We start from the raw sequence: 19,656 nt of genomic DNA on the forward strand, positions 1-19,656 counted from the left end.
CCTCATTGGGGTTGCGGTTGAATAGCCGGCTTCGCCTGCGCACGTGGGGCTTGACCGGTGTCCTCAGCTTTCGGCGGTGTATAAGCCTGTGAGAACCCCAGTTTGTTGTGCAGGGCCGGCGGGATCTTTTCCGGGGAAACCAGCGGTACAGCAAATTTGGGCGCGTCTTTACCTTTCATCTGAAACGCAAAGGTGTCGTAATTGGCCGTGCCGTTTTTTACCGTGTTGACGGCTGACGCATGCCCGATCAGACGAAGTGAACCGTCGTCCTTCACCGTGTTGAGTGCCAGATAGGTGTTGCCCTGACTGGGGGTGCAGATCCTGGCCAACACGTGTTGCAGTTCGCCTTCGTGACGGATAATGCCTTGCAGATAATCGCCATGCCCTTTTACCAGGTGCGCCAGCACTTCACCGTCTGCTGCGAGCGCATGCATGACAACGGATCCGGCGGCTTTTGAATGCGGCGGGATGGGGGCATCCCTCGGCGGTGTTTCTGGTGCGGGCTGGCCTTTGCCATCCGGGCCGGTATACAACAGGCCGTGTCCGTGGATGTCGGGCAGGACAAGCGGCAGATCTGCTGCCTGAACCGTTTTCTGCTGCAGTGTCCAGAACGCGTTGCCGTCATAGGTCGACAGCTCTGCTGGCGCGAGGGCTTTTTTGTCGGCGACCAGGAGCCGGTTGTCCATGGCTGGGGTGACCGTCCAGTGATTGCGATGGGTGTCGAGCCGTTCAAATCCGGTGACGTTGCCGTCTTTATCCTTTACCGGAACGTTTACCGTGACCGCTTTCTTGCCGAGATATTGCAGCTTGACCATATCACCGGGTTGCTTGCCGCTGTCACTCAGTGCCTGCTCCAACTCAACGCCCCAAAAGGTTTTGTTACCGGTTTTGGTGCGCAACTGCAGGTAAAAGCTGTTCGTGTTGTTCTCATCGAACTGGTACGGGGCCTTGCCCGCGTCCAGAAGTTTGCCGGTGAGACCGGTGCGCAGGGTTTCTTTCTCCAGCAGGGTCAGTTCGGGGGCGGTGGCTTGTGCCGGTGCAGCCGGTGATGATTGACTGACGGTCGATGTTGATGGCAGGGGGGCCTGAGCGTCAGGTGTTGCCGCCATTGGGGCGGGTTTCATCTCGGATGTCGTGGCCGGTGAGTCAGGTGCGGTTTGCCCCGGTCCTGGCTGTGCCGGTCCGATATCCAGCCCGTTCTGCGGTTTCGCACGCTCTGCCTTCGTTTGCAACAGGGCCTCAAACTGGGCGCGTTGCTGCGGGTTCTTCAGATGGACATCAATGTTGTGGTCTGCAATTAACGTCATTGTTCGCTGGATAAACCCGTCGCTGCCGGTGATTTCAACGGCCCCGCGCTGATTGGCCTTGGCGGACAGCAGTGCCGCCAGGATCATGCGGTCATTCTCGCTGGCTTCCGGGGAGGCCATCACGATGCGGTCACCGTAGTCGCGGAAGGCATCTTGCCCATCGAGCGCGTAGATCCAGGTGCGGTCTTCCTGACGACTGGTTAACCCCTGCAGGAGCTCATCAAGGTTGATGGGGGACACGGTGGGTTCCGGCGGACTGACGTCACCAGCCTGGCGGCCAAACGTGAAGGTCAATCCGTTCTCTTCGGCAGCCGCCGAGTCTGCTGTGTCTGTTGGGGCGGTCTCTTCGGGAGTCTGGGGGCCATGTTTCACCTGAGAGATTGGCGGATCCAGCTCGGTGATATCACGGGGTAGCGGCGTTGTACCCGCAGGCTGAGACGTGTCAGCTGCGAGTGCCGCTTCCTCTTCACTACGCGGTGATGAGGCTTCCGGTGGCGTTGGCGCGGTATCCGGTTGAGACAGTGGCTCGTTAGTCACCGTACCTGCAAGAACGTCTGTTTCATGGGATGTCATCTCTGAGACGGGGCCTGTTTCGACAGAGGGTGGTGTTGCTTCGGCAGCAGTGATTTCAGCCTGCGGTGGCAGCGAACCTGCTATTTCTGGCGTACTTTCTGTATAAACCGGCGGGGTCTGTGTATCAGAGGACTCTGGCATGTTTTCAATGGGTTCTGATACTGACATCCCTTCGGGTACGCCGTTGCTGTTCTGAGGCGAGTGATGCTCACCGCCTGGATAGGGGGCGACGGGCACGTCCTGCAGATAAGCGGCATATTCTGCGAGGTCAGCAGGCCCAGGACGTTGCTCGGCAGGATCGTCCTGTGGTGTGTGAGTCTCTGGCATGGGGTGTTCCTCTGCGAAGGTCTGACGCCAGTCAGGGAGTAAAGGGTCAAGCACCGGGGCCAGTTGGTCACGCACGGCATCCAGCCCCCGGGAGTGGTGAATATCATTGAAATCGCTGAATGACGCGGTACCGGCAAAGGCTTGTGCCCGCTCACTGTCAGTAAATTGCGGAATGACGTAAGTGCCGTTAATCGCCGACGCGGCTTCCCGGGCTTTGTTAAGCCCCTTATTGTCGGCTTTGGTGAAGTCGTCTTCACCCAGGATAATGTGAGCCGTGTCGGGGTACAGGGTGTTAAGATTACGTGACACTGTCACCATATTTCCCGCGTCAACCGTCATCACCACCGGCAGTCCGGTTGCCTGATGAAGGCTTGCCGCCGTGGCGTACCCTTCAGCATAGAGAATAGGGGACAACGGACTCAGTTCGCCGCCGACAACGAAGAAGTTGCCGGTTTTCTCGGCGTCTTTTTTCAGGTTCTTGGTGCCATCGGGCTTGATGTACTGCAAGGTGCGAAGTTCGCCGGCGCTGTTGCTCAGGGGAATGACCAGGTTGTCATATTTATCCAATCTGACACCCACTGTCGCCGATACGTCTTTACGTGACAGGTACGGATGAGAATCTGGCGCGGGCGGCATCTTTGACCATTGGCTTGCCAATGTTTTTGCGATGCGTGCGTAATCATTCTGTGACTGCAAGTCTCTGTCCCAGCGTTTTTGGGCAGTCAGAGCGCGCAGCTTAATCGCGTTCGCCGGGTCATTCTGATAGGTACCGGTCGAGGTCCAGTTCACCTTACCTTCGCTGGCACGGTGATCCTGGTACCAGCCCGCAGGACGACCATCCAGATAGCCTTGATAGACGCCGGATTTGCTGCCTGCTTTATCACCTTCGGTGGCCACACGGTGCCGTTTACCATCCATCTCGGGCAAACCGTTATCCGGCAGAATAAATCCGGCCTCTTTCAGTACCTGAGCAAACTCTTCTACGGGCGTCATGTTATTTGCGACGGTCTGCATGTTCCCGGTGACGGTATTTTCCGGTAGCCACGGCTTTATTGTCTCCAGATCAGCCTCTGACTTGGCAAACCAGAGTTTTTGCGTTCGATCATATTCAAGGGGGTAACTGCCATCGGGAAGACGTCCAGCTGCACGCAGCGCGTCTTTTTTATCATCCGGTGTGATGGTGAGGTAAGTACGTTTCTGCATTACCATGTTCCTCTGTTATTCAAAGAACTTGCGATACCACCACGGACGGCCTGTCAGGCGTTGTCCGCGAAGTCGGTAAATGAGGCGCTGCCAGAGCACCGTGAGGGTGAAACCGAAAAAGGAGAGGATCCGAAAGAAGAGGATGATGCCTGTGATGACGTACAGCGTGGCCGTCTCCGGCCATTGAAACCAGGCGGCATACAGGGTAAATAACACGACCGGAACACCCAGTATTTCCAGTCGGCGGCCGGCATCACGCCAGGGGCAGATATTCACCGCGACGTCCTCCTGTCCAGTTCGCGCTGGGTGATAACACTCAGCAGTTCGTGCTGGTCTATGCGACCTTGCTGGTGAAGATCCCAGGCCTTGTCACTCATACGGGCTTTGCGCTCACTCAAATGGTTATCTATCCATTCACGCCAGTGGGTGTGCTCCCGACGGCCAAGCTCTGCACGGATGTCGTCATCAAACACCAGGTACTCTCTGACCGCCTGCCGTTTACCGTCGGTCGTGCGCAGTAGGCGCTGGGCAATCACGTACTGCAGATTACTCAGCAGGTTGTGCGCCATCGCTTCCCGTTGTTCTGTCGGAACCAGCATCAATGCCCGGGGAATGGTCTCTCCCGGAGAATCAGTGTGCATGGTAGACAGGCAAAGGTGCCCGGACTGACCGTTCATAACGGCCCCATCCAGTGTTTCCAGGTCGCGGATTTCCCCCACGCCAATGACCCCCGGCGCACGGCGCAGGGTAAGGCGAAGGTGCTCACCGAATGAAGCAACATCTCGCCCTATCTGGGATTGTTCGGGCATCAGAATGGCGTGCGGGAAATTCAGCAGGAATTCAATCGGGTCTTCCGCCGTGACAATCTTTCGGTCGGGATACTGCTGTGCGCAATACTGATAAATCGCCGCCAGGAGTGTGGATTTCCCTGACCCTGTTTCACCGACAACCAGGCCGATGCCCTTGTGAGGCAGTAACGCCGGGAATAAATCCTCTTCCAACCCAAAGCTTTCGAGCTGCGGGATCACGGTCGGGATGGTACGCAGTGTGAGGGCAGGCACCATGTCATAGTCACCGATGGTTGCCTGTACGAAGTTACAGCGAAAGCGCAGACGGTCGCCTCGACCGAGCCCATAACGGTTGTAGAGATCACCGGTCAGTTGGAGGGCGCGATCGACACCTTTGCCTGATTTGAGATCGCCTTTAATCTGTTCAGAAAACACCTCATCGATCAGACGCGCCAACTGGGGCGGTTCGATGCGAAACTCGCTGGCCCGGACTTTGCGTCCATGCAGGTCAACCACGAGTGGGCCACCCCCCTGCAAGAAGATATCGGAAACGCTGTTGCGGGCGCAGTGGACCAGAAATGACCGCAAGGCATCGCCGGTGATGCCACCGTGCTGATGGAAGTCAAACGCCGGTAACGTCATGGCACCTCCTTGCGGATGACGGGTTTCCACTTATTCTTGTCCACCACAAAGCCAGCCGGATCCCGAATGCTTTTTACCTTGTCGCCAATCATCAGTTCGTCCCGTGTACCAGTGACGCTCTGTTGCGTTTCCTTGATGTCCGGTGCCTGGATCATGCCCTGCTGCAACAGGGTGGAATAACGGAGCATCCCGGTGTAATCACGGGTCAGACGGTTGAAGTTGGCTTCCAGTGCACGGTCAGCACTCTGGCGGCCTTCTTCCCATCCCCGGCGCACGGCCTCTTCCCAGACTGCTTTCTCCTTGCGGTTTTTGGGACGGACGCTGACGTCGGGGGCGTCGATACGTTTGGCTGACAGTCCTGGCAAAAGCCAGGTGCGCCATCCCGGTGGATTACTGACAAACCGGGCAGGGGCCAGGATGTTATAGGTGCGGTAAGCCGACCTGATCTGTTCTGGTGTGACGTGGGCCATGTCTGTGGCGGTAGCAATCACTGGGGGGAGGTAGCCCTGCTTGCTGATGAGTGGGCGGAAGTCGTACAGGGTGTTCAGCACGCTGTCGCTGGCCGTCAGACTCTGACGAAGCTCCCAGGCGCGCTGGGCTTTCCCTCCCTGGAACCCGACGGTCTGCCCTGCATCATTGAGCATCTGCCACTCCGTGTCGCTCAGCCCGTTGAAATCATTTGTGGCCGAATTGATGTAATTCTGGATGTCAGTCGGTGGTGCGTCTTCGGCGAGGGCGGGGAGGGCGCAGAACAGTAGCCAGCCTGCAAGTCGTAGGCATTTCATGCGAGGCGGCCTCCTTTATCAGGTAGTGAGAAATACAGGTGCAATTCTGACGGTTGCTGTTTCAGGGTGGCACGCCAGCCAATCTGTGTTTCCAACTGGCGCAGCAGGTTCTCAAACGTGATGTTGCTGACGTGGACGCTGACAGGCAAAGGCAGACGAACACCGCTGTAGGCAAAATGCAGTCCGCGTTGACGGGCGAGTTGAGCCAGTAATTCAATGGCGTCCCCCTCCCAATTGAGTGACAGCCGATCACTGTTTGCCGCAAAGCTGTCGATAAGCCGGTTGGGCTTCTGATTGAGGGCTCCGTCCAGGTAGAGCTGTTGTTGTGTGCTGCGGATCTGCGCAGTATTGGCTGAGGTGGGCTGCAGTGGATGCGTCGAATGAGACTGTTGTGCCTGGCAACCTGACAGCAGAGCCAGTGTCAGACCGGTCAGATAGGGGATTTTCATCATGGCGTTCCTGAATAGAGACAGAATTGAAAGGGGGCCGTCGGGAGAAAGAGGGAAATAACTCAGTGGCAGCAGGTGATCACGTACGCGGATTCATTGTTTTGATGACCCACAAACTGGAGGCCCGCCGAGTACCACCCCACCGGGCAAACGTAGTGTGTGAAATCACGACCAGAAAAATTACCGATTTGTCGACATTCCCGTTGCTGTAACGCTCCCCCGAGAGTCCATATCCCGTTTTGACATGACATGACGGCCCCCCTGTCGTCACGGCCGATCAACCCATTCGGGCCGCAGCCTGCTCCGGCGGTCGCCACGGCATCAATCTGCAGAAACTCCCCCGTCGACAGCCGTCCATCGGCACGCAGGCTACCTCCCCTTATCTGGCCCGCGGTATAGATACCTTTATTGTTCACCGACCTGACCCAGTCGTTGTCTTCCATATAGAAGCCCCCGCCGTGGTCTGCATTGAGCCAACCCTTGCCGTGTTGGGTGATGATCCAGCCGCTGTTGCTGCGAATGTCGCCGCCCGCCGTGATCCCACCGCCTGCCGACATGCCACCGGCGGCAGAAACCCCGTCGCGTGACGCCAGATTTTGCGCTGTGACGGTTTGCCGGAAGTTACCGGTATTGGCGTCCACGGTATTGGCGTTGTTCAGGTCGTTGACGCCCATATCAATCGCCGTGTGCATCTTGTTCAGGTCGGGACGGCCGTTAGCCTGGAAACGGTACAGGCGATCGCTTTCTTCCGCACCGCTGGCCAGCACGTCTGATGTCAGATAGGCGACCAGATGTCCCGTCTGCCCGCTGAGGCCGAGACTGGCGAGATTGACCTGCCAGCCCCCGCCTGCACCGTTGGCGATATTGGCAGGGAAGATGTAGCCACCGAGACCCGTGATCGTCTGTGCGATCACGCGTTGGCCCTTGAACGCAATCGCCTGACCCTCCACGGTCAGAACAAAAGCCACCAGTTTATCGGCCTGGGCAGGGTGTCCGATCACGGCCAGGAGATAGGTCTGGGCATGGTTGTTGGTCAGGGCAAATCCCGTGGGCAAGTACCCTTTATCGCGCAGTGTCTGTCCCGTCACCGTGACGTTCCCACCCCCGGCCACCTGGCTCAGCAAGGTGGCGTAGTTATCGTTGACGTAGCGACGCGCCCCCTGACTCACGGTACTCAGGTGCGTGGCCGTCACCCGCCAGGTCTGTTCTTCCACATAATTTGAGTATTTTTCCAGGCCGATCGGGGCGGAGATGAGCACGATCGCCAGCACGATGCCCAGGGAGATCAACGAGAGGCCCCGGTTGATGCGAGGTTTTGCAGCGTCAGTCGTCATAAAACACCGGATAGAGTGAGGTGAGGAAAACCGCTGGCCAGCCCTGCAAGCAGGGCAAACAGCCAGGGGGCGTAAGGTTGGGCCGTTTTCCCGGTCAGTAGCGCCCCGAGGATAAACAGCAAAAATGCACCGCCGCTCAGCAGGCTGGCCAGTGACCAGGGGAGCCAGGCACACAGTGCCGCGATGAGATGAACATCACCCAGGCCAAACCCCTCTTCGCCCCGCAGGCGTTTGGCCCCGACATGAAAGGCATACAGGAAGATAAACATCCCCCCACTGCCGATAAGCGCCGCCCTCAGGCTCAGTGAACTGCCGGGCAACAGGGTAAACAGCAGGCCGGTGAGCCAGAATCCGCTGGTAAACCGCAGCGGGAGCCAGAAATTGCGCATATCAAGCAACACCATGGGGATACCCCACGCGAGCAGCACCAGAGCTTTGACTGTCCCTAACCAGGGAGATCCAGCGAGCACTGTTGTGGCGATCAAGACAGTGCCAGCACCGGCGAAAACGAGTGTGACGCCCCTGACCTGCAGCCGAGTGAGTGGCGGTCCACCATGCTCAAGCAAGAATTGTTTCGCTTTGTTAACACACGGTTGGGCACCCATGAACAGCGTGGTGCTGGCGACAACCATCAGTAACGAGAATGTCAGAAGGGACAGGGGCATCAGGTTACACCTCCCTTGAGTTTCAGGTACAGGGTGTACACCTTGCGGGCGTAGATCATGCGCCGCTCGCCATTGTTATCGGCAAACCCCGCATTATAAGAGCCCAGACATTGCCAATTGACCCCACATTGCTTGAGATGTTTAGCCAATATCCAGGCACCGACCTGGACGTTGAGGCAGGGGTTATTCAGCAGATCCTGTTCGTTATTCAAGATACCCAGGGCGCGTAACGGGGGGATATGGCGCTCATTGATTTGCATCAGTCCATAATCACGGCTCAGGACCGGTGGCTTGTGTCCTTTGGGCATCCGGCGCCGATCAGTTCTGACATTTTCACCGATGGCTCGCGGGTTAAGGCTGCTTTCGACGGTGGCCATCGCGCGCAGCAACAGCGGGTCGACTTTATAGCGCGCCCCGGCTTCGTTAAAACAGAAAGCCTGTACCGGCAGTGAAAACAGCAGTGCGCCGCCCAGCACCAGGCCAGATAGCGCACGTTGACAGGGAGACAACATGAGAATGCACTCCAGAAAGAGGCCGGCAACACCGGTTGCCGGCAGGATGGGCATCAGGTGTTGCTGGTAAAGGTGAGGCTGTTTTGACCGACCGCGCCATTATCCGCCGTGCATTGCGCCCCGATGGCGCTGGCCGCAACCGGACCGTGGGTGGTCGTGCCATTGACTTGCGTCGTCACGATGCTGGGTGCCGCACTCAGTTTGGTCGCCAGGGTAATGCACGCCTCCAGTGGCACCGCCTCATAAGTCAAGGAGAACGAAGACGTCTGGCCGCCCGCTGTGGCAACGGGCTGTACGGTGACCGCCCCGCCCCACAGGTTCTGTAACGTGGCACTCCCAGAGGATTTGGTGCCGACCACCGTCATGTTGGCGGGTGCGCCACCAAACTGGATCATCGCACCGGTCATTGCCTCCGCCGAGGCGAAGTCATAAATCCCGGCGGTTTTCATCAGGGTGCGGGTGTTGGTCAGCAGCTCCGCCGCATTGTTGTATTCCGTGCTGGCGTCGTTGCGGTTAAACAGCCCGCCTCCCTGGGTAATGGCGACAGTGAGGATCACCAGCGCAATCACGATATAAATGGCCGCTTCCAACAGGGTGATCGCGCCACGGTGGATCGCTGAGCGACAGGGCGTGTGTGTCAGTTTCATTACATTTCCTTCAGGTTTTGAGAAAAAGGGGCGGCTTAATGCACGCCCACCAGGTCGTTGAGGTTTTGTGTGGCCAGGACGATCAGGATCATGTAGCCCGCGTTGGTGCCGAGAGCGAGGTTGGCAAGCCATCCCGCCGTCCGTTTGATCCGGGCAACGGTGTGCACCAGCCAGGCCCGGGCAAAATTTTCAATAATGATTTCGGCGTTATCGCCATCGGTGAGCAAAACCAGCTTGTCAATGGCGCGGGGGGAGGGGAAACCGTAACCAGCATTACGCAGGGCCAGTCCCAGATGGCTCCCTTGTCTGACCTGCCGTTGGGTCGCGGCCAGACGCTCATACAGCCAGGGAGTGGCATGGCGACTCAGGATCTCAATGGCGTCCTCGGTTTTCACCTGTGCTCGCATCAGCGCACTGAAGTTCAGCAGGAACCCCACCCCCGACACATCGCGATACACGCTCCAGGGCAACAGACGGTCCAGCACATGCTGCCGCGTTTTCCCTGTCAGGTTCGGCATTGACCAGATAACGAACGCCGTCAGCAACACCGCCAGCCCCCCGAGGAGAAGGGCATGACTGACAACGAACTCTGAGGTGGCGCTCAACCACCACAACGCCCCACGCCAGTGATCCCGGGAGGATAATGACGCCAGGCGCGGCAGAAAATAGACCGTGACCATCTTCATCATGGCGAAGGTGGTGCCGAGTAACATGACGGGGTAGAGCAACGTTGAAATCAGCGCTGTTTTCATCTCGGACATGCCCTTGACCACCATGATGGCCCGGTACAAGGCGGCGGCGAGGTTGCCGTCCTGCACCCCGGCACTGAGAATGGCGGCTTCCTGTCGGGGGATCCATGATGCCAGCCCCTGGTCAATGGACTGCCCCTGACGCAGCGCACTGAGCATATCGTCGAGACAATACACCACGGGAGGCCGTTTATTGCCGTAGCTGCCTATCATCGCCTGGAGGGCTTTTTCCACCTGCAGGTTGTTGTCGAGCAGAAAGGCCAGATCCTCGTAGAGGGTCAGGCGGTCAGCGGTGGAGAAGGTCTTTTGCGCCAGCCAGCGCCCCATCCCCTCGTTCATTTTTTCCGGGGAAGGCAGCGTGCTCTGCAGCCGCTTCAGACATTCACGCCAGCGGAAAATCATGATGTCACCTCCGGTGGCAGCAAGGTCAGACTGTCTTCGTCCAACGGACTGATATAATCCGCCTCAATCGGGTCAACCAGGCCGGCATGCAGATAACGCAACAGGTGTTGGCCTCGGGTCATGCCGCCCATCTCGTTCACCCAATAACGGCGGGCAGCCAGCTTCCCTTCCTGGCGAAACAGCGTCATAAACCGGGCATCGGGACGAATGACCTCGGCAATGACACGCCGTCCGATCACCCCCTTGTAACAGTGCTGACACCCTTCGGGATGGCGAAAGGCCAGTTTTTCCACCTCGCAAAAACGCGCCAGCAATGCGCGCTTCTCCTCCTCCAGGCTCTCCTGAACGTCATTCCAGTGTTGTTTACAGTGTGGGCACAGCAACTGCACCAGTCTCTGGGCAATCAGCCCAATCATCACTTGCGGATCGGCCACCTGCCCCATCGGAATGCCCAGGGTGTCCGTCAGCCGGTCCAGAATGCCGACCGCGTCATTCGCATGCAGCGTGGTTTTCACCAGGTGGCCAGATTTGGCGACCGTCAGGGCCGACCTGACCGAGTTGGCATCACGAATTTCCCCCACGACCATGGCATCAGGATCCAGGCGCAGTGCGGCAGAAATAGACCGCACCCAGGCCCGGCTCACCGCCTCGGGATCGTTTTTGTCGGCAATGATGGGGGTCTGTACCGCCCCGAGGATCAGCCCTTCGGGTGGGTCCTCCAACGTCATCATGCGCTTGCGGTAGCCGGTGGTAGAGAGGTAGATGTCGCTGAACGTGCGCAGCGAGGTACTTTTACCCGAGCCGGTCGGGCCAGACAGGATAATGACACCTTCGGGGCGCGCCAGCATGCGGCGAATAAGGGTTTGCTGCCCGGGGAGAAACCCCAGTTCGTCGAGGGTTGGCGGGGCGTTGCCTTCATCCGGCAAAATCCGCATCACCACATACAGCCCAAACTCGGCGGGCGTATGCGCGTAACGGGCACCGAACAGGTGGAGTCCCTGCAGGAACGCTTTGCGTAACCGTCCATCCTGGGCGCGGTGGGGGTTAAAACTTTTCTCGGCCACATCACACATGGACATGACGATGGTCGAGGCCAGCGTCATCCCTTCGGCCCGATCCAGCTGCGTGACGGTTTCGAGATCGCCATGCACCCGAAACTGCACGATGGTCACGTCATTCATGCCGATCAGCAGATGTATATCACTCGCCCCCTTTTCCTTGGCCAACCGAAAGAAATGGATGATTTTCGCCTGTTGGTCGGAGAAATCCTCTGTCTCTGGCGTATCGCTACGGTGGCGTTGCTGCAACTCCCTTAACCTGTCGAGGTGCACACGCTCAACCTGCAGTCGGGGATGCCGCTTGTGCGCCGCCGCAATCTCGGACTGTACCGCCAGGCTGTCGTTATGGGCGTCTGAGATGTACAGGGTAGGGGTTTCAGGAGAAGACAGTTCCAGATGAAGGTACGCCTGGTGTGTTGCAGACATGGTTACCCTCTCGCAAACGCCAGCGAAACCAACGCGGTGTTTTGACCGCTGACCACCACCTCGTTGAGAGTGATCCGTTTCACCACGTAATCGGTTCCCGGTACACGGTTACCGGTCTGGACCGTCACCTGATTGCCGTTGCCCAGGACCAGCACAGCCATAAATCCCCTTTTGTTGCCGGTGATTTCAAGGATCTGTGGCGGCCCCGCCTCTGGCATTGCGCCCTTAACCGCTGAGTGACCCTCTTGCGACGGCGGTGCCGGATTGAACGGCAGGTCCAGTGAACGGTCGTACCCGTTTTTCTGCAGTTCACTCAGCGCCTTGGCCCGGATCAACTGGGCTTCATACAGCACCGTTTCCGCTTGTATCGATTCCAACTGCCCCAAATCCAAGGTCCGCCCCACGTCGGCTCGGGTAAAGGGAGACGAGGGTGAGGGGGTATCAGACGTCATCGGCGTGATGGGGGCCGCAGAGGCTGTCGACGGGAGGGCGGCCGGTGCCGCAGGCACCGCAGTGATCGGGGCGGCGAATCCCCCCACGACAGTCATCGCCAGGCCCAGGGCCCAGGGTATCGCCCGGTATTTAACGGTTGGCATACAGTAATCCCTCAATGGTGTACTCCAGACGGTTGTTCTTCAGCGTGGTGGTGATGCGGGTGGCCCGGATCCCACGGCTGTCAAAGCGTGTGGGGGCAAACAGCCGATCGGGCGGAATGTCGGTGATAAACGTAAAGTTGTAGGTGCGCCACGGCAGGGTGTTGGCCTCCCCCTGCGTCAGTCGGCTGGCAGAGTCCTGTTCGCTGAGCCGCAGGCGGGCAGTGATACGCTGTGCATAGCTGGTCAGGTGCTGGATCTGTTGGTCGCCAGGCAACAGGGTTTCCGGGTGTTCCGGCCGTGTCAACGGCACGGGCAGCGTAAAAGCCGCATCATCCGCACTGCCCGGGATATTAAATCCGGGTGTGATTTCAGGGCCATACACGGCGGGCAGACGCTGGGCAAAATCCCCGACCGTCCCCCCTTTGGGCAGGCTGTAGTGCAGCGTGATATGACCGCGCGCCTCACACATCGCCGTATTGAACACCCAGCCGGCCAGGGAGATCGGCGCGGCTTTCCACACGGTACTGCAGGCACTGAGCAGCGCGGGCAACGCCGGTTGTGTCGCCCAGGGCTTGACGGTGTCAGCAGGGGCCTGTCTGGCCTGTTGCTGTTTAGCCCGCAGTGCCGCCTGTGCGGCAGCGATACGCGCGTTCTCCTGGTGTGCCTGCCAGGCCGAATACCCGATCACTCCGACACCCAGGCTCACCACGGCGATCCCCCAAAGCCACATGCCTTGCGAATTATGGGTGTTGTGCAAGCGGGCAGCACGGCGTCCGGCAGACGGTTCGAGCAGGGCCGACAACGCCTTGTCCTCGGTGTCTCTGTCCGAAAAGAAGCCGGGCGGGGCATACACCGTCCACCCCGCTGCCGGTACCGACGTGATGTGCAGAAAGTTGGACACCGCCGTGCGGATGGCCGCGTCATTCCCCACCACATCGCCGAAGGGCGATAAGGTGCCGTCCCTGACCGCCACAAACCAGTATTGGTTACCCGGTAACGGGAAAACGCCGTAACACGCGGCAGGCAAGGCCGGCAGGACCGCCAGTGCCAGGGAAACCACGGGGTAGCGGGGTCGGTCGCTCAGGGCGACGGTCCCCAGCAACGCCCCCTGGGCCTTCCCGTCCCCGGTCAGTAACGTCGCCCAATGGCTGGCATGGGCCTCTTTGGCCCGCAGCCGCAGGTGACGCGCGCCGCGTAACGGCAGATATTGCCAGTGCAACCCGGCGACAAACCCGGTCTGTTGATGATGAAGCGTGCAGGTCGTCTGTTGTGTCATGGCTTACCCCAGAATGACCGGTGTGATGAGAATGACCAGCAGGGTCTTGTTGTTCTCACCGTTCGCCCCACCGCCCAGCCCCCAGAAGCGGAAGTTGCCGACACCTTGTCGGCTGGCGGTGTTGTTCAGCGACTGGTAGCCACTCAACACCAGTGTTTGCCCCGACTGCATGTTGACGCGCTGGGTGAAGGTTTTGAGCCGGGTTTTCACCAGTTCTATCGACGCGTTGTCGCTGGTGAAGGTGCGCATGGTCGGATCGTCTGACATGTTGATGGCAAACTGCAGCTGCAGTTTGGGGGCCTTCGGCACCAGGAAGGGCAACACGGTCATGTTGAACCCGGTGGTGATTGTCGATTTGGTGATGCTGCTGGATGAGCCGACATTGGCCGTGTTCTCGGTGGTGACGTTGGAGGCATAATCCTGCTGCAGAGCGACTTGAATAGGGACCGCTGACAGGTTGGTGGTCATGCTGGAGGCCTCGGTCATGACGCTGACGTTGGCCTGTTCGGATAACGCTTTGATAAAGGCTTTGGTCCCCGCGCCCTTGCCGTCGAGGATTGAGACTCCGCCACTCAGGGCATCGGAGGCGGCCCCGGTGAAGGCGTTGGTCAATGACAGCCCGACGCTGCCACTGGTGAACACCGCGTTCCAGTCAATGCCGTACTGGTCCTGAGTGCGTTTTTCGACGCTGTAGACCTGGACGTTGAGTACCACCTGCCGATTGAGTTCGGTGTTGCGGTCATCAAGATAACGACCAATCTGTTCGAGGACACGCGGTGTATCCGTGACGGTCAGCACGCCAGCTGACAGATTCATGCGGCCGGTGTCCGGCGTCAGCATGGACGTGATGGTGTGGGTGACGTCCTCGTACAAACTGGACTTGATCTCCATCTCGGTGGACTGGGAGGTGTTGGAATCACCGCTCAACCCGCCCCCACTGCCGCCGCCCGTCGCCCCCATTGACGACGTGGTGCCGCTCACGGTTTTCGAGCCAAAACTGGCCTTGCTGTCCATAAACATGATCGGGAACGTGCGGGTGTCGATATAGAAAATGGCAATGCGGCCCTGCTCATAGCGCCAGGACAATCCCAGCCGGGTCGTCACGTTATCGAGCAAGCCCCCGAGTTCGCCTTGCCAGAACACGCCCCGGAGCGCACTGCCCCCCGAGGACACCGGCACGGTGCGAGTAGACGTGCCCCCCAGTGTCGCCAGCGGCACCATGCCGTTCGGGTCAGGCGCGGGCACCGGGCCGCTGAGCTGCTCGGTCTTGCCGCCACCGGAGGGGACCAGCATGGCCTGCGCATCCGGCGTGATCACTATCGGTAACCGGCAGGTCTTGCTGATATAGGCACTGACCTCCGCCAACGTCATGCTGCCAGGACGATTGATGGCGACGGCGCAAGGCGGCAGGGGATTATTACCGCCCGCGACGGCATTGATCGGATAGGGATTGATCCACTGGCTGGTTAAATCGCGCACCACAGCCCCTTTTTTGAGGGCATGCAGCTGCTGGTCAGCCTTTTTTTCGTCCAGGGAGGCCTGATTGTCTATCGTGTCAATGCGCCCACTCGGGGCACACCCGGAAAGCAGCAGGCACAGGGTCGCCGCCAGCCCGGTCAGGGGAAGCTGTTTTTTCATGGAAAGCCTTGATTAAAAGAGGGGGATTGAGGTGCGCGAGGTTTATCGCCGTGGTCGGTGTTATTCGAGCGGATTAACGTGCTTTTTCACCCCTTTTCACCGGCGTTCTGTACCCATAACTGGATTTTCCCAGCAGCCATGGCAATAACGTCCTTTGCATCCTCTTTTCCAACAGCGTGAAGGATCAACGAAAGCTGTTCGTTGACGTTCTGCGCTAACCGATAACGCTCTTCTTCAACATCGTCAACTCGCACGTTCTCTTGCATGTCTATTTCCAGGCAGAGGCTGTTTTAGGTTCAGGGGCAAAAGCTGTTGCTGATTTAGAACGTGAAGCCCAGTTGTGCTACGGCTCCGTAAGTGTTGCTGCTCGTACCGACCATGCCGGTGATATCCAGGTGAACGACATCAAACGGTGACAGGCCTACGCCAGCGGTGACCATATTGTTGCTGCTGTTATGCACGTCGGCACGGTAGCCGGCGCGCAACTGCGCCCACTTCCAGGCATTCACCTCCCCCCCGATACCGACATACTGGCGTTTTTCTTCCGAGGCAAAACGGCTGGTCGGTGTCAAGTCGACATCGAGCGCACCAGTGACAACACCGTTGCTCCAGGCGGTGCCCACCGTGGCCTGTGGCCGGATATTAAAGCTGTCCTTCAGACCATTGACTTCTTTGGTCTCGACATGGCGAGCGACCAGGTTCTGGCCGACCAATCCCACGGTCCAGTGGTCGGTCAATGCGGTAGAGAGGCCGATATCAATGTTGACGCCCGTTTTGTCATCACGAAAGTCATTGCTGCGAAAATCTGAACTGTCGTAGTGATTGATGGCGGCGTTGTAATTGAAGGTGTAAACCCGCTGGATTTTAGGTGTGATGCCGACAGAGACTGGCTTGCCGCCCAGCTGCATGTCGTGGGCGATGGCAATCCCGGTTTCGGCGACCACGGCCGCACGGCCTTGCGCGTAAGACGTCAGGTTGTCCAGCTCATCCGGTGTCGGGGTGATACTGCCGTTGGCCACCGCCTCCAGCCAGGCCAAATCACCGTCTGTTACCGCACCACGCACACTGGCACTTCCCCAGGCATTGAAGACTAACGCCAGGGGCAGCGCACTATTGGGAATAGTCACGACAGAGGATGCACCTGCGTTGGCCAACAGGTCTTTGCCAGACACCTCCCTGAGGTTCTTGACCAGGGCGGCGGCTGACGCAGCCCCTTCTCCCCCGCTGTTGACCGTGTCTTTCAGGTGGTTCCAGTTGTCGTTGATGGCATCGAAGCCATCGATCAGGTTGTTACTGTCGGCGATACGTGCCCCGATAGCCGGTAAAATCAGGCTGAAGTCATCGCTCTGGCCATAACGGGTCAGCAGAGCCGGGTTGGTCAGGGCAGCGGCACCGTAGTGGGCTGAGGCTACGCCGGTCCCCCCCATGGCGTCACCACGGGCTTCGGTCCAGGTATTGGCAGCCATGGCCCCGGAAGGGAGGCCGATCAGGAAGGGGGAGATCAGACATAATGTGATGCGATTGAGGTGTGCTTTTTTCACCAGAGTGCTCCTGTTGGGGGTGATAAGGGTATTGCTGGAAATACGGGTTAATTGAGGTACACCAGACTGCCATCCGGGATGACGGCGGGAACGCTGACGAGCATGTCATGGCCGAGGCTGTCACTCAGACGTCGCCCCGCCACTTTCCCAACCAGTGCCGACTGGCGGCTCTGGGCCAGCAGTGCGGCCAGCAGACCAGGCTGATCGGCCTGGTAGACGTACACGCGGTCAGCCTGGAGTACATGCTGTAAGCCGAGCAGGGGTGACCCACCGAAGGCACTGTCGGGGATCACGCCGTCTTTTTGCGACGGATTGTGATAACGCCAGTCGTTGATCTCGTTGAGATAGCGAACCGTCTGGATAGCGCGTTGACTCACGGTGCTCTCCTGCACCTGCTCGCCCATGGGATCCTCTGGGGGGAGAGTGCTCCAGACCAGGAACCCCAGAAAGACAGAGAGCAACCAAGAGATCATTAGCGCAGCTCCTTGTCATCCACCGAAATCACACATTGTGCCTGACGAATACCGGCATACAGCGGCACTTGCGCCGTCCCGTACAACGTGAACAGACTATTCAACGCATCACGGAAACTCCCCTCAAACTGCAGCGGAGCATCAATACGGTAGTTGGCCGAGGTCAACCAGGCGACGGTCCAGTGAGTGCCCCCCGACGTTGCGCACGTCTCAGCGGCAGCCCAACTGAACAGGGTGTCTTTCAGCGTACTTCCCGCCTCAATCCGCCAGACTGTTGGCGTAATAGCGGGTTTGGGTAATGCCACTGGCACGGGGGTGTGAACGGTTGTCACGTTGGCGGCGGTCGGTTTATTGCCGCCAAAAGGGTTTCTTCCGGGTATGGCCGTTGTTGTTGGCGCTTTAGCCGTGGTAGCCGAGGCTGTTGGTATCGATGTCGGTACGTTGGAGGCTGTTGAGACATTGGCTGGCGATAGTGGTTTGCTTGTCGCCGCTGTGGTTGCCGCGCCTGGGGTAAATCCGGCGGATTTGTCTGCAACCGAAATACGCTGGGCCTGCCAATCGATTAACGCCACCTTGCCCTGCTGCTGCAAGACACCGTCCAGCACAAAGGGCCACTGGTCGTTGCCCGCCCAGTGCAAAGCGCCACGCGCATCCGGTGTGAGTTCCTGCGAAAATGACACCTGCCACCCATTCGGGGCTATCTGGCTCAATGCCTGACGAAGTGTTTGTGCTTTGCCTGTCCTGGCGAGCCCTACGTGTGCAGGGCGTTTCCCGAGATAACGGATTGCTTGCAGAGTCAGCACCGGTTGCCCGACCAATGTCTTGGGCTGACTACTTTTGGGCGGTTCACGCGACGGTGTGGCTGTGACAGACGTTGTCGGAGAACGCACAGGGGGCTCAGGCTGTAGACGTACACGGCTCGCCTGAGCCAGATCTGTCTGGGCACGCTGGATTATCGGTATTTGATCCTGGAGCAATGATGTTACAAATGCTTGTGCCGGAACACGCGGCGGTGTAGGCGTGTTGGTCGCACAGCCACTTAACACCACCGGTGCCAGCAGGGCAACGGGGGTAAATAATTTCAATAGAGTCACCTCAATGACACGGTGGGGCAGATAACCCGATGCGTATGGCTACACACGGAAAATCACCGACAGGCGCCGTCTCAATACGTCATCGGCATGGCGCCTAATGTAGGGGGCGGTAACGGTGTTATCAGTGGGATGATGAGAGAGTTAAAGAATATATTCTTGCTGAAATTCAGCGAGTTGATCTTCAATGTCATCGATCAAGCTTCGTAGGGAAGACAATGTACTTAATGACATATTCTCCGGGGTCTTAGCCCGTATTCGACATGCGCGTTTGAATTCGATGATCCGGGCAGCTCGGCAGATCTGCAATTCTCGCAGATCTTTCCCGGTGACGGTGAGACACATAGGGGAAACTCCTCAACATGTTTGATTTAGGGAGGATGACCTGCTTTTCAGTGATAACTCTCTTTGTTGGTATCGTCCGAACGATGTTGCGGCTGCCAGATATCGTCTTTTCTGGGGTTCCATTCATCGGGTTCCAGTGACGTTGTACCGATGTGCAGAGTACGGACGAGGCGTTTGTTATCGAGAGCAAGCTCCCTATTGGCGACCACAACCTGGAATCCTTCCGCGTGGAAAGCCATTTCCACCTCTTCGTCGGTTTTTCCCGTGTTGTTTAACAGCAGTTGGAATGTCACAGGGTGGGCCATATGACCTGTTGGCTGGAATGCGTTTTCTGTGCGCGTCAGTTGCAGTGCATGTTTGCGACGGTCCTGCCGACGTTGCATCAACTCCGTTGTGATATTTTCCGGAAACCGGCAGACCACCAAGCGACAGCCTTTTTGCATCAGGTTATTTAATGCAGAACGAAAGCGGAACAGGTCACACTGTTTTGCGGCTGAAGCATGGCTTAAAAGGACACTGAGTGTCCCATCTACCGGAATGGATTTGTCACTGGTATCCAGTAACTGTCGCAACGAAGTAAACTCGGTAATCATACCCTGAAAGCCAGGTTTACTGCGGGCTGTATCTAGCCAGGCTGTGATAAAACGCCTGCGGGCCATTTCCGAGATAAAGGGCTTATCCCGCTCGGCTGAACGTAGTGCGACCAGAATGCACCAGAGCAGATGGTGAATGGAATTATCTGCGGAAGACAAAGGTTATCTCCTTTATTGAACAGGTTTACCGAATACCGGCAAGGGTGCCTGTCTCTCCCTCCGTCAGAGGGGGAAAC

The 19,656-nt window shown here is 58.3% G+C and carries 19 protein-coding genes; all 19 read right to left on the minus strand.

The window, feature by feature from the left end; translation table 11 throughout:
- Positions 1–2: 2 nt before the first annotated feature.
- A complete protein-coding gene (locus WG891_RS15740; protein WP_337263677.1) occupies positions 3–3,410 on the minus strand; it encodes an LPD7 domain-containing protein in 3,408 nt (1,135 codons plus the stop codon).
- A 15-nt stretch (positions 3,411–3,425) separates the two neighbouring features.
- Complete coding sequence (gene icmT / locus WG891_RS15745; RefSeq protein WP_337263676.1) at positions 3,426–3,686, minus strand: IcmT/TraK family protein; 261 nt, start codon at positions 3,684–3,686, stop codon at positions 3,426–3,428.
- Entirely contained in the window at positions 3,683–4,840 is a 1,158-nt protein-coding gene (gene traJ, locus WG891_RS15750; RefSeq protein ID WP_337263675.1) for a plasmid transfer ATPase TraJ, read from the minus strand. The genes icmT and traJ overlap by 4 nt, the downstream gene beginning before the upstream one ends.
- The gene (locus tag WG891_RS15755) at positions 4,837–5,625 is read right to left on the minus strand and encodes a type IV secretory system conjugative DNA transfer family protein (RefSeq protein ID WP_337263674.1); all 789 of its coding nucleotides are present in this window, start codon (positions 5,623–5,625) and stop codon (positions 4,837–4,839) included. The genes traJ and WG891_RS15755 overlap by 4 nt, the downstream gene beginning before the upstream one ends.
- On the minus strand, positions 5,622–6,074 hold the full coding sequence (locus WG891_RS15760) for a DotD/TraH family lipoprotein (RefSeq protein ID WP_337263717.1): 453 nt from the start codon (positions 6,072–6,074) through the stop codon (positions 5,622–5,624). Before WG891_RS15760 ends, WG891_RS15755 begins: the two co-directional genes overlap by 4 nt.
- Positions 6,075–6,136: 62 nt before the next feature.
- On the minus strand, positions 6,137–7,408 hold the full coding sequence (gene pilV, locus WG891_RS15765; protein ID WP_337263673.1) for a shufflon system plasmid conjugative transfer pilus tip adhesin PilV: 1,272 nt from the start codon (positions 7,406–7,408) through the stop codon (positions 6,137–6,139).
- Positions 7,405–8,073 (minus strand): A24 family peptidase, encoded by a 669-nt coding sequence (locus WG891_RS15770; protein WP_337263672.1) that lies wholly within the window; start codon positions 8,071–8,073, stop codon positions 7,405–7,407. Before WG891_RS15770 ends, pilV begins: the two co-directional genes overlap by 4 nt.
- Positions 8,073–8,585 (minus strand): lytic transglycosylase domain-containing protein, encoded by a 513-nt coding sequence (locus WG891_RS15775; RefSeq protein WP_337263671.1) that lies wholly within the window; start codon positions 8,583–8,585, stop codon positions 8,073–8,075. Before WG891_RS15775 ends, WG891_RS15770 begins: the two co-directional genes overlap by 1 nt.
- Positions 8,586–8,638: 53 nt before the next feature.
- The gene (locus WG891_RS15780; protein ID WP_337263670.1) at positions 8,639–9,232 is read right to left on the minus strand and encodes a type 4 pilus major pilin; all 594 of its coding nucleotides are present in this window, start codon (positions 9,230–9,232) and stop codon (positions 8,639–8,641) included.
- Between the two features lie 35 nt (positions 9,233–9,267).
- Positions 9,268–10,383 carry a type II secretion system F family protein gene (locus tag WG891_RS15785; protein WP_337263669.1) on the minus strand — a complete coding sequence of 372 codons (1,116 nt, stop codon included), beginning with the start codon at positions 10,381–10,383 and terminating at the stop codon, positions 9,268–9,270.
- Positions 10,380–11,867: a GspE/PulE family protein gene (locus WG891_RS15790; protein WP_337263668.1), complete on the minus strand. Its 1,488-nt coding sequence runs from the start codon at positions 11,865–11,867 to the stop codon at positions 10,380–10,382. Before WG891_RS15790 ends, WG891_RS15785 begins: the two co-directional genes overlap by 4 nt.
- A gap of 2 nt (positions 11,868–11,869) precedes the next feature.
- Positions 11,870–12,463 (minus strand): type IV pilus biogenesis protein PilP, encoded by a 594-nt coding sequence (pilP, locus tag WG891_RS15795; protein ID WP_337263667.1) that lies wholly within the window; start codon positions 12,461–12,463, stop codon positions 11,870–11,872.
- On the minus strand, positions 12,450–13,739 hold the full coding sequence (pilO2, locus tag WG891_RS15800) for a type 4b pilus protein PilO2 (RefSeq protein WP_337263666.1): 1,290 nt from the start codon (positions 13,737–13,739) through the stop codon (positions 12,450–12,452). The genes pilP and pilO2 overlap by 14 nt, the downstream gene beginning before the upstream one ends.
- 3 nt (positions 13,740–13,742) lie before the next feature.
- Positions 13,743–15,377: a PilN family type IVB pilus formation outer membrane protein gene (gene pilN, locus WG891_RS15805; RefSeq protein ID WP_337263665.1), complete on the minus strand. Its 1,635-nt coding sequence runs from the start codon at positions 15,375–15,377 to the stop codon at positions 13,743–13,745.
- Between the two features lie 86 nt (positions 15,378–15,463).
- On the minus strand, positions 15,464–15,643 hold the full coding sequence (locus WG891_RS15810) for a hypothetical protein (protein WP_337263664.1): 180 nt from the start codon (positions 15,641–15,643) through the stop codon (positions 15,464–15,466).
- A gap of 54 nt (positions 15,644–15,697) precedes the next feature.
- The gene (locus WG891_RS15815) at positions 15,698–16,843 is read right to left on the minus strand and encodes a conjugal transfer protein TraF (RefSeq protein ID WP_443006163.1); all 1,146 of its coding nucleotides are present in this window, start codon (positions 16,841–16,843) and stop codon (positions 15,698–15,700) included.
- A 122-nt stretch (positions 16,844–16,965) separates the two neighbouring features.
- Positions 16,966–17,391, minus strand: coding sequence for a type IV pilus biogenesis protein PilM (gene pilM / locus WG891_RS15820; protein ID WP_337263663.1), 426 nt, complete (start codon positions 17,389–17,391; stop codon positions 16,966–16,968).
- Entirely contained in the window at positions 17,391–18,476 is a 1,086-nt protein-coding gene (locus WG891_RS15825; protein ID WP_337263662.1) for a toxin co-regulated pilus biosynthesis Q family protein, read from the minus strand. The genes pilM and WG891_RS15825 overlap by 1 nt, the downstream gene beginning before the upstream one ends.
- A 398-nt stretch (positions 18,477–18,874) precedes the next feature.
- On the minus strand, positions 18,875–19,579 hold the full coding sequence (locus tag WG891_RS15830) for a hypothetical protein (protein WP_337263661.1): 705 nt from the start codon (positions 19,577–19,579) through the stop codon (positions 18,875–18,877).
- Positions 19,580–19,656: the final 77 nt, after the last annotated feature.

Origin of the sequence: Serratia sp. MMO-28 (assembly GCF_037199905.1) — a bacterium.
Lineage (GTDB): Bacteria > Pseudomonadota > Gammaproteobacteria > Enterobacterales > Enterobacteriaceae > Chania > Chania oryzae.